General features: G+C 39.0%; 10 protein-coding genes. 7 read left to right on the forward strand and 3 right to left on the reverse strand.

All coding sequences use genetic code 11. The features are described from left to right. The 4 genes from ON15_RS00565 to ON15_RS00580 form a co-directional block, all read left to right on the forward strand. Positions 1 to 688 (forward strand): LLM class flavin-dependent oxidoreductase (locus tag ON15_RS00565; protein ID WP_010579517.1); only part of this gene is annotated, 688 nt, incomplete at its 5' end. Further along, a complete protein-coding gene (locus tag ON15_RS00570) occupies positions 685 to 1,326 on the forward strand; it encodes an NADPH-dependent F420 reductase (RefSeq protein ID WP_010579518.1) in 642 nt (213 codons plus the stop codon). The genes ON15_RS00565 and ON15_RS00570, both read left to right, overlap by 4 nt. A gap of 208 nt (positions 1,327 to 1,534) precedes the next feature. After that, positions 1,535 to 2,212 (forward strand): VIT1/CCC1 transporter family protein, encoded by a 678-nt coding sequence (locus tag ON15_RS00575; RefSeq protein ID WP_010579519.1) that lies wholly within the window; start codon positions 1,535 to 1,537, stop codon positions 2,210 to 2,212. 4 nt (positions 2,213 to 2,216) lie between these two features. Continuing rightward, on the forward strand, positions 2,217 to 2,912 hold the full coding sequence (locus tag ON15_RS00580; RefSeq protein ID WP_010579520.1) for a VIT1/CCC1 transporter family protein: 696 nt from the start codon (positions 2,217 to 2,219) through the stop codon (positions 2,910 to 2,912). A gap of 105 nt (positions 2,913 to 3,017) precedes the next feature. On the opposite strand, the gene ON15_RS00585 is transcribed toward ON15_RS00580, so the two are convergent. Genes ON15_RS00585 through ON15_RS12130 form a run of 3 tightly spaced genes read right to left on the reverse strand, consistent with a single transcriptional unit; the run spans position 3,018 to position 4,520 of the window. Next, entirely contained in the window at positions 3,018 to 3,779 is a 762-nt protein-coding gene (locus tag ON15_RS00585; RefSeq protein WP_010579521.1) for a tyrosine-protein phosphatase, read from the reverse strand. Between the two features lie 49 nt (positions 3,780 to 3,828). Next, the gene (locus tag ON15_RS12125; RefSeq protein ID WP_010579522.1) at positions 3,829 to 4,140 is read right to left on the reverse strand and encodes an aspartate/glutamate racemase family protein; all 312 of its coding nucleotides are present in this window, start codon (positions 4,138 to 4,140) and stop codon (positions 3,829 to 3,831) included. Between the two features lie 14 nt (positions 4,141 to 4,154). Continuing rightward, entirely contained in the window at positions 4,155 to 4,520 is a 366-nt protein-coding gene (locus ON15_RS12130) for an aspartate/glutamate racemase family protein (RefSeq protein WP_010579523.1), read from the reverse strand. Between the two features lie 346 nt (positions 4,521 to 4,866). Here ON15_RS12130 and glpK point away from each other — a divergent pair, with 346 nt between their 5' ends. The 3 genes from glpK to tpx all read left to right on the forward strand — a co-directional run bounded on the left by glpK (position 4,867) and on the right by tpx (position 8,678). Beyond that, the gene (gene glpK, locus ON15_RS00595) at positions 4,867 to 6,381 is read left to right on the forward strand and encodes a glycerol kinase GlpK (RefSeq protein ID WP_010579524.1); all 1,515 of its coding nucleotides are present in this window, start codon (positions 4,867 to 4,869) and stop codon (positions 6,379 to 6,381) included. 24 nt (positions 6,382 to 6,405) lie between these two features. After that, complete coding sequence (locus tag ON15_RS00600; RefSeq protein ID WP_010579525.1) at positions 6,406 to 8,094, forward strand: glycerol-3-phosphate dehydrogenase/oxidase; 1,689 nt, start codon at positions 6,406 to 6,408, stop codon at positions 8,092 to 8,094. Positions 8,095 to 8,180: 86 nt separating this feature from the next. Next, entirely contained in the window at positions 8,181 to 8,678 is a 498-nt protein-coding gene (gene tpx, locus ON15_RS00605) for a thiol peroxidase (RefSeq protein ID WP_010579526.1), read from the forward strand. Positions 8,679 to 9,018: the final 340 nt, after the last annotated feature.

The raw sequence follows: 9,018 nt of genomic DNA on the forward strand, positions 1-9,018 counted from the left end.
TCGTAAAAATAAAGCTGACATCATACAGCATCAGCTCAAATATGAACTTTCAAGTTTTAGTCTTTTTAATCAGTTACTAAAGGAAAAACCAGTTACTTGGTCTGGCAAAACCCGAGCAGCCTTACAACATGCGGCTGTTTTCCCTAAGACTGAAAGCGGCCACTTAGCAGTTCGGATTGCTGTCGGTGGCACACCAGCTTCAGTAGTTCGAACAGCCCGCTATAATTTTCCTTTGACCTTAGCAATTATCGGTGGTAAGCCAGAACGCTTTTTGCCATATGTCAAATTGTATCAAAAGGCGACTGAACAATTTGCTACGCGGCTGCATCCTTTGGCGATTCATTCACACGGAGTAATTGCCCGAACTGATGAAGAAGCGTTTACCTTAGCATGGAAGTATTTGCGGCAAAGTTTTGTTAAGCTTGGTCATGAACGGGGCTGGACGCCGATGTCAGCAGCACAGTTTAAATTTGAAATCGAAGCTGGCTCATTTTATGTGGGTTCACCACAGACGGTTGCTAAACGCTTGGCAACAACTATCAGTCAACTGGGAGCCGGGCGTTTTGAACTAGTTTACGGAGCCGGCGGATTACCAGCTCGGGAACGGTTGAAAATGATTGAATTATATGCTACCCAAGTTGTACCGCAAGTTCGAGAATTATTAATGGAAGGCCAGAGACAAAAGTGAAAATTGGAATTATTGGTGCTGGGAAATTAGGTACCGTTTTAGGTCAGCTAGCTTTGAAAGCTGGCTACCAAGTTTTAATTGCTGGTTCAGCAGCACCAGAAAAAATTGAATTAACGGTGGCTGTCCTATTGCCAGGGGCAGTTGCTGTAACGACCCAACAGGCCGCTAGGCAAGCAGATCTGATTATTTTGGCACTTCCTTTGAGTCATTACCAGCAGTTAGACAAAACAGATTTTGCTGGCAAGGTGGTGATCGATGCTACCAATTATTGGCAACCAACTGATGGCTTGTTAGCAGAGATTTTGCATCCTGGCTTAACCAGCAGTCAGCAGATTCAGCGTCATTTAGCAGATAGTCAAATAATTAAGGCTTTAAATCATATTGGCTATCATGAACTGTTGGAAGCAGCCCGTCCGCAAGGAGCTCCTGACCGAAAAGCAATAGCGATTGCTGGTGATCAACCGACAGCTTTAGCAATTGTTAAACAATTTGTCGATTCGCTGGGATTTGATCCTTTAGTGATTGGACCTTTAGTGCAAGGGAAACTGTTGCAACCTGGCAGTCCAGCTTTTGGAGCAGATGTTACTAAAGCAGAATTAAAGGCCATTTTAGCAACTTATGCTGATAAAATTGGCTGAGAAGTTAAATAAATTAAAAACAGATTTGCAATTGTGAAGTGCTTTAGAAAAGCTCCACAGTCATTAGATTCCTCATCTAACAATTGTGAAGTTTTAGATTGCAAATCTGTTTTCATTAGCTAACTAATTAGTTTGGGCTTTACATCTCGCTTTAATTAGAATATAATATTTATTAAATTATAATATTTCTAAATTAGAGGGAAAACTAATGAAACAGAAAAGTTTAGCTCAAAAAGTAAATATGATGCGAGCAGCGGTGATGGGAGCTAACGATGGGATCTTATCTGTTGCTGGAATTGTTATTGGAGTAGCTGGAGCTACAACTAGCAATTATGCGGTTTTTCTGGCTGGAATTTCCGGGATGCTGGCTGGGACAGTTTCTATGGCTATGGGTGAATATGTTTCCGTCAACACACAGAAAGATTCACAGAAAAAAGCAGTAATTGAGCAAAAATTATCATTAGAAAATGACTTTGAAAAACAGTTTGAATTTGTAAAACAACGTTATCTGGAGCAGGGAATCAAAGAGGAATTAGCCGAAAAGGCGACCAGTGAAATGATGGGGAAAGATCCATTAGTGACTGTTGTGCGGGAAAAATACGGTTTTGATCCGCGGCAATTCACTAGCCCATATGCTGCGGCAATCGCTTCAATGATTTCTTTTCCGCTCGGATCAATCTTACCTTTAGCAGCAATCTTATTATTCCCAGCATCGACCAGAATCTTAGCAACTTTTTTAGCAGTAATAGTTGCTTTAGCAATAACCGGCTGGCTAGCAGCTGTTTTAGGCCATGCTAATTGGAAACATGGGGTCGCTCGAAATGTGAGCTCCGGCATTTTGACGATGATGGTTACGTATGTGATTGGCGTTTTAATTGGAAGGTGAAAAAATGGACGAAAAAATTTTAAAACAAAAAGGCAAACCATCATTGGAAGATAAGTTAAATACTTTGCGAGCTGGAGTTTTAGGCTCAAACGACGGTATTTTAACTGTAGTCGGTGTTCTCTTCAGTGTAGCAGTCGCAACTACGGATCAGTTTACAATTTTTATTGCTGGTCTGGCAGATTTGTTAGCCTGTGCTTTTTCAATGGCTTCCGGAGAATATGCTTCTGTCAGTGCCCAGCGTGACACAGAAAAAGCAGCGGTGATTACTGAAAATGAATTGCTGAAAACGAGTTTTGCTGCTGAACTGAACGAGGTAGTTAAGTTTTATCAAGCTAAAGGGGTTTCTGAAAAGACAGCCCAACAAATTGCTGAAGATTTAATGCATCAAAAACCGCTGGAAACGATCATCAATGTTAAATATAATTTAAAACTAGGTAGTTATTTCAATCCGTGGAATGCTGCGTTTTCCTCATTGTTTTCGGCTTCAGCAGGGGGGATTTTTCCACTCGCGGCCATGACGTTAAGCCCAGATAATTTTAAGTGGATTGCCACAATATTGGCAGTTTGCCTTTCAGTTTCATTGACCGGATATCTAAGTGCACGTTTAGGTAATGGATTAACAAAAATTGCAATTTTTCGAAATTTAATTGTGGGGATCATTACGATGATTATTCACTATACAGTGGGGATTATGTTGTAGTTTAAATATGAAATACTAAAAGCCATGAAGTAAAGCTTCACCTCCCATATGGGATAGAAGAAGTTAACTTCATGGCTTTTTAATCGATCATTTTAAAAGGTTCGCTTATTCAAGATAAGCAGCCTGGAATTTGGCTTGATAATCAGCTGGCAAACTAAGACCACTAATCAAATAATTGTCAAAATTGCCAAAATTCTCTTTAATTTGAGCAAAAGCATATTTTAAATAGTCAGCCTTAACTGATAAAGAAATTTCGAGCTCTTTTAATTTTTGGGAGCTTAGTTTATCAGCAAAATGATTTAAAATTTCTTGGTTGGCTTTTTGGCGTGCTTGGTTAGTTTTAAGGTAGTCATCGAAAATATCATCATCGGCAACTCCGGCAATTTTTAGTAATAAAGCTGCTGCCAAACCAGTTCGATCTTTTCCAGCAAAACAGTGAAAAAGCAGCGGCTTGTGCAAAGACAAAGCTTCTAATAGAAAATTATGAAATCCTTCTTGAGCTGACGAACTGAGAACCAATTCAGCATAGACTTTAAACATATAATTTTCCATTTGAGGATTGACAACCATATTTTTGAGACTCGGATTCGCTTGTGCTGGAGTGCTCAAAAGATTGATATTTTCATAGGTAGCTTGTGCAATTTTAGAGTCTGGTCGATTTTCAATTTCGCTTGGTCGACGAAAGTCAAAAATTTTTTTGATTGCTAAATCATGACTTAAAAAATCAGCGGCTTCCTTAGATAAATCATAAAGCTCACCGCTTCGGAAAAAGATTCCAGTTTTCAACTGACCCGCGGGTGTTTGATATCCGCCAATGTCACGCAGGTTGGTAATTTTGACTTGTGAAGATTTTGGTTGCTTGTTCAAAAGATCAACTCCTATTAGGAACAGCTATTTATATTTGATTAGATTTTATTTAATTTTTCATTTTAGCTAATAGTTCTTTGACGTGTAAAGCTACTGTATCATAAATTGTAACCTGCTGACAATCGGTTTGATTTAATAATCGCGGGAGTTCGGTGCAACCTAAAATAATGCCCTGGATATTTTCTTTAGCTTTTAGCTCAGCGATGATTTGTAAAATTAACTGTTTGCTGGCAGGATTAAAAATATTTATTTCGAGTTCAGTCGTAATAATTTGGTGAATAGTTTGAATTTGCTTGGGTGCAGGAGCAATGACTTCAATACCTTGTTTAGCTAACCCGTGAAAATAAAAAGGTAGCTGCATAGTCATTTTAGTTCCTAAAAGTGCCACTTTTTTTGTTGATGATCCTTGATGGCTTCACCGACTGGATCAAGGATACTGACTAGTGGAATTGGGGATGCAGCTTGGAGTTCTTCGAAAATCATATGGGGGGTATTGGCAGTTAAGGCCGCATATTCTGCACCAGCTGCAGTTAAATTTTCGATACTAGTTTCAAGCTGACGAAACAGTTTAGCTTGATCATTTTGTTCTTCAAGCTTTAATAATTCAAAAACGTCTAGGCTGTCGATCACGATTGGCGGACAGCTTTGAGGATGATCCTGCTGAAAACCAACAACGAGTTTTTGATAATAATCGATTGTTGAAACAGGTCCCATCCCACCAATTAATCCGAGTTTTTTCATAATTTATTTACACCATCTCTAAACGTACTTTCAGACTATTATACACTTATTTGAATGTTAAATGAACTGTGTAGTAAGCAACAAACAATAGTAAAATTTTAAATCTTAGCTGATAATGTATAAATTGGTTGTGTACTTAGGAAAGAAATAATGGAATTTTTAGAGCTTTTTAACGCATTGGTATAGTTTGTGAAACTAAAGATGATTAAAGCTTTTTTTGCTTGTTATATATTGATGAATATACGTTTCTATTTTTTCTTTATAGGGGAAAATTCAAATAACTTGCATTAATAAACAATTGGTATACGATTAAATGGTAAGCGCTAACATTAAAGGAGGAAATTTAATGAATGGTGAAAAATATATTCTAACTATCGATGAAGGAACAACTAGCACCCGAGCTTTGATCATTGATCATCATGGTAAGAAAGCTGCTGATGCGCAACGTGAATTCCCTCAGTATTTTCCACATCCTGGTTGGGTTGAACATAATGCTAATGAAATTTGGAATGCAGTTTTGTCGACGATTGCCAATGCTTTTATTTCATCAGGAATCCAACCTTCTCAAATTGCGGGCGTTGGAATTACTAATCAACGTGAAACAACGGTAATTTGGGATAAAAAAACTGGCTTGCCAATTTATAATGCGATTGTTTGGCAGTCACGGCAAACTAATGAACTCGCTCAGCAGCTGAAAAAAGACGGTTATGATCAAATGATTCACGAAAAAACTGGACTCTTGATTGATCCGTATTTTTCGGCGACTAAGATTCGCTGGATTTTGGACCATGTTCCAGGTGCTCAAAAACGAGCTGAAAATGGTGAATTGCTGTTTGGTACGATTGATACTTGGCTTTCCTGGAAATTATCGGGAGAACGGATCCATGTAACTGATTATAGCAATGCCAGTCGAACGATGTTATTTAATATTCATACATTAACTTGGGATGATGAAATCCTCAAAATTTTAAGAATCCCGAAAATTATGCTTCCTGAAGTTCGAGGAAACTCGGAAGTTTATGGTCAAACCGCTCATTATCATTTTTATGGCAGTGAGGTGCCAATTGCCGGGATGGCTGGTGATCAACAAAGTGCTTTATTTGGCCAACTAGCCTTAAAATCCGGGATGGTCAAAAATACGTATGGGACGGGTTCATTTATTGTTATGAATACTGGTGAAAAACCAATTATGTCAGCCAATAATTTGTTGACAACTGTTGCTTATGGAATTAACGGTAAAGTCAACTATGCTTTGGAAGGGTCAGTATTTGTCTCAGGTTCAGCGATCCAGTGGCTACGCGACTCAATGCATTTGATCGATAGTGCACCTGCCTCGGAAGAAGCGGCGCTGCAATCAACAAGTCAAAATGAGATTTATGTTGTCCCAGCTTTTACCGGTTTAGGGGCACCATATTGGGATGCTGATGCTCGTGGAGCTGTCTTTGGCTTAACGCGCGGTACCAGCCGAAATGATTTTATTAAAGCTGTTTTGCAATCACTAGCCTACCAGACTCGTGATGTAGTCGATACTATGTATCAAGATACTAAGATTAAGATTCCAGTTTTGCGGGTTGATGGTGGGGCAGCAATGAATAATTACTTGATGCAGTTTCAAGCGGACCTTTTAAATACGCCAATCGAACGGGCAGCAGATGTCGAAACTACTGCGATGGGTGCAGCCTTTTTAGCCGGCTTGGCAGTTGGCTTTTGGGACAATCCAGATGAGTTAAAACAAATTTTCAAAGTTGGTAAGAAGTTTATTCCACAAATGGATGAACAACAACGGCAGAAATTGTATACTGGTTGGCAGCACGCCGTCAAAGCAACAATGAGTTTTAAATATTTAAATGGCAGTAAGTGACCATTTTACAAGGGAGGAAGTTCAATGATCAAGAGTAATTTAAATTCTAAGGTAAGAGAACACAATTTACAGCAAATGGCAGCAAAACAGTTGGACATTTTAGTAATTGGCGGCGGAATCACTGGAGCTGGCATTGCGCTAGATGCTCAAACCCGCGGCTTACAAACGGGTTTAGTTGAGATGCGGGATTTTGCATCTGGGACATCTAGTCGTTCGACTAAATTAGTTCATGGTGGTTTGCGTTACTTAAAGCAGTTGGCCTTTCATGAAGTAGCTGAGGTTGGTTCGGAACGGGCGATTGTTTATGAAAATGCTCCACATGTTACTACTCCTGTTTGGATGATGCTGCCGTTTTATCAAGGCGGAACTTTAGGAAAGTTTACCACGGCGGCAGCCTTAGATGTTTATGACCGCCTAGCACAGGTCAAAAAAAGCGAACGGAAGTTTATGCTGGATAAAAAGTCATCCCTGGCACGCGAACCATATTTAAAAGCTGATGGTTTGAAGGGGACTGGGGTTTACGTTGAGTATCGGACAGATGATGCGCGGTTGGTGATTGAGGTAATTAAGCGAGCTCATCAGGAAGGTTCCTTGGTAGCTAATTATGCCAAAGTGACAGATTTGATTTATAATAGTCAAGGTCAAGTCTGCGGGGCTAAAGTGGTGGATCAATTAACTCACCGAGAATTGACAATTTATGCTAAGCGGGTCATTAATGCAGCTGGTCCTTGGGTTGATACCATTCGACAACTGGATGGTTCAAATCAGGGTAAACATCTGCATTTGACTAAGGGAGTGCATTTAGTAGTTGATAATGCAAAGTTCCCCGTTAAAAATGCAATTTTCTTTGATACACCTTTCCATGATAAACGGATGATGTTCGTGATTCCACGTGAAGGTAAAACTTATTTTGGTACAACTGATACGACTTGGAACAAGGATCCGGCTGAACCGACTGTTACGGTCAAAGATGTTCACTATATTTTAGAAGCGGTTAATAAAATGTTTGATATCGAACCGTTGACTTTTGCGGATGTTGAATCTGCTTGGTCAGGTGTGCGGCCGCTGATTCAAGAAGAAGGCAAAAGTCCTTCAGAAATCTCTCGAAAAGATGAGATTTTTCATGCTAAATCTGGTCTTTACTCAATTGCTGGAGGAAAGCTGACAGGATACCGCAAAATGGCCGAAAAAATTATTGACCAAGTTGCCCGCGATATTGCACAAAACTTTGGTGATTATCAGTATGTTAAGACACAAACGGTCAAGTTGCCGTTGTCGGGGGCGGATAAATCTGGAAGTCAAGGATTCCAAGAGTTTATAGAACCAGCCGTAAAGCGTGGAGTGACAGCGGGCTTAAGTGAAACTGCTGCGGCCAAACTTGTTCATCGATATGGTCGAAATGTTGATCAAGTTTATGCTTATTTAAGTCAGTGCCCATCAGATGGAGGTTTAGCACCAGTTGATTATGCGCAGCTGCATTATGGTTTGGAAAAAGAAATGGTGATCCATCCTATTGATTATTTACTAAGACGCAGCAGTCAGCTATTATTTGATTTTAAACATGTGCTGCAAGTTAAAGATCAAATTATTTTAGAAATGGCAAAGTATTATAGCTGGTCTGTGGAAACTAAAACAGCGATGATAGCTGAAGTCAATCAGCAAATTAATTTGCGTCAGGTATTTAAAACCACAGCCCAGACGCAAGTCAACTAATGGTTAAAAGCATTTAAGTGGAAGTTGAACGTAGATTGCGTTATTTTGATTTAAGAAAGAAATTTTGATATGAGGAGTGGTATTTGATGCAAATCTCCATGCATGGCGAACCACTGACAACTAATGGCCAGCCGCCAGTTGTTGGTGAACAATTTCCTGAATTTGCTTTAAAAACTAGCGATAGTCAATCACTTGGTTTGACTGATCTTTCTGGTAAAGTTACTTTGATCAGTGTGGTTCCGGATATTGATACTCGTGTCTGCAGCCTGTCAACTAAGAAATTCAATCAAAAAGTTGATCAATTTCCTGGAATCAATTTCTTGACAATTTCAACCAACACGCCTGAACAGCAACAAAATTGGTGTGCAGCCGCTGATGTCACCAAGATTAGATTAGTTTCGGATCAAGAGCATCAATTAGGTGAAAAACTCGGAATATATGTTGCAACTAAAGGAATCGATTCACGTAGCATTTGGATCTTGGATGAAAATGGTCGAATCGTTTATCGTGAATTGATCATTGAACAGACTAATGAACCAGCTTACAGTCAAGCGTTAGCAAAATTGACTGCCTTAACTAAATAGTCAGATACTACCAAAAAAGCAATGGCTCAATTAAGATCCATTGCTTTTTGCGGTTCTATAATATTTGGTACTGATAGAAATTTTTCTATCCTAGTACCAATTTTTGTTTTATGCTATAAAAAAAGATGAAGTGGCAACTTCATCTTCAAAATAAACTCGTTTTTCAACGAGTATAGAAAGAATGTTTAATTCATGGATTATTGTACCCGATTTTTACTTGGAATTAAAGATCCAAACCTTATTTTTGACCCTAAATTTGGTGAAAATTATATTTCTGAAGGATTTTATCACCATCGAAAAGTTCACTTCGTTCATTTGCTGCAAACTTATCCTTGCCTTT

Source organism: Liquorilactobacillus vini DSM 20605 (genome assembly GCF_000255495.1).
GTDB classification, from domain to species: domain Bacteria; phylum Bacillota; class Bacilli; order Lactobacillales; family Lactobacillaceae; genus Liquorilactobacillus; species Liquorilactobacillus vini.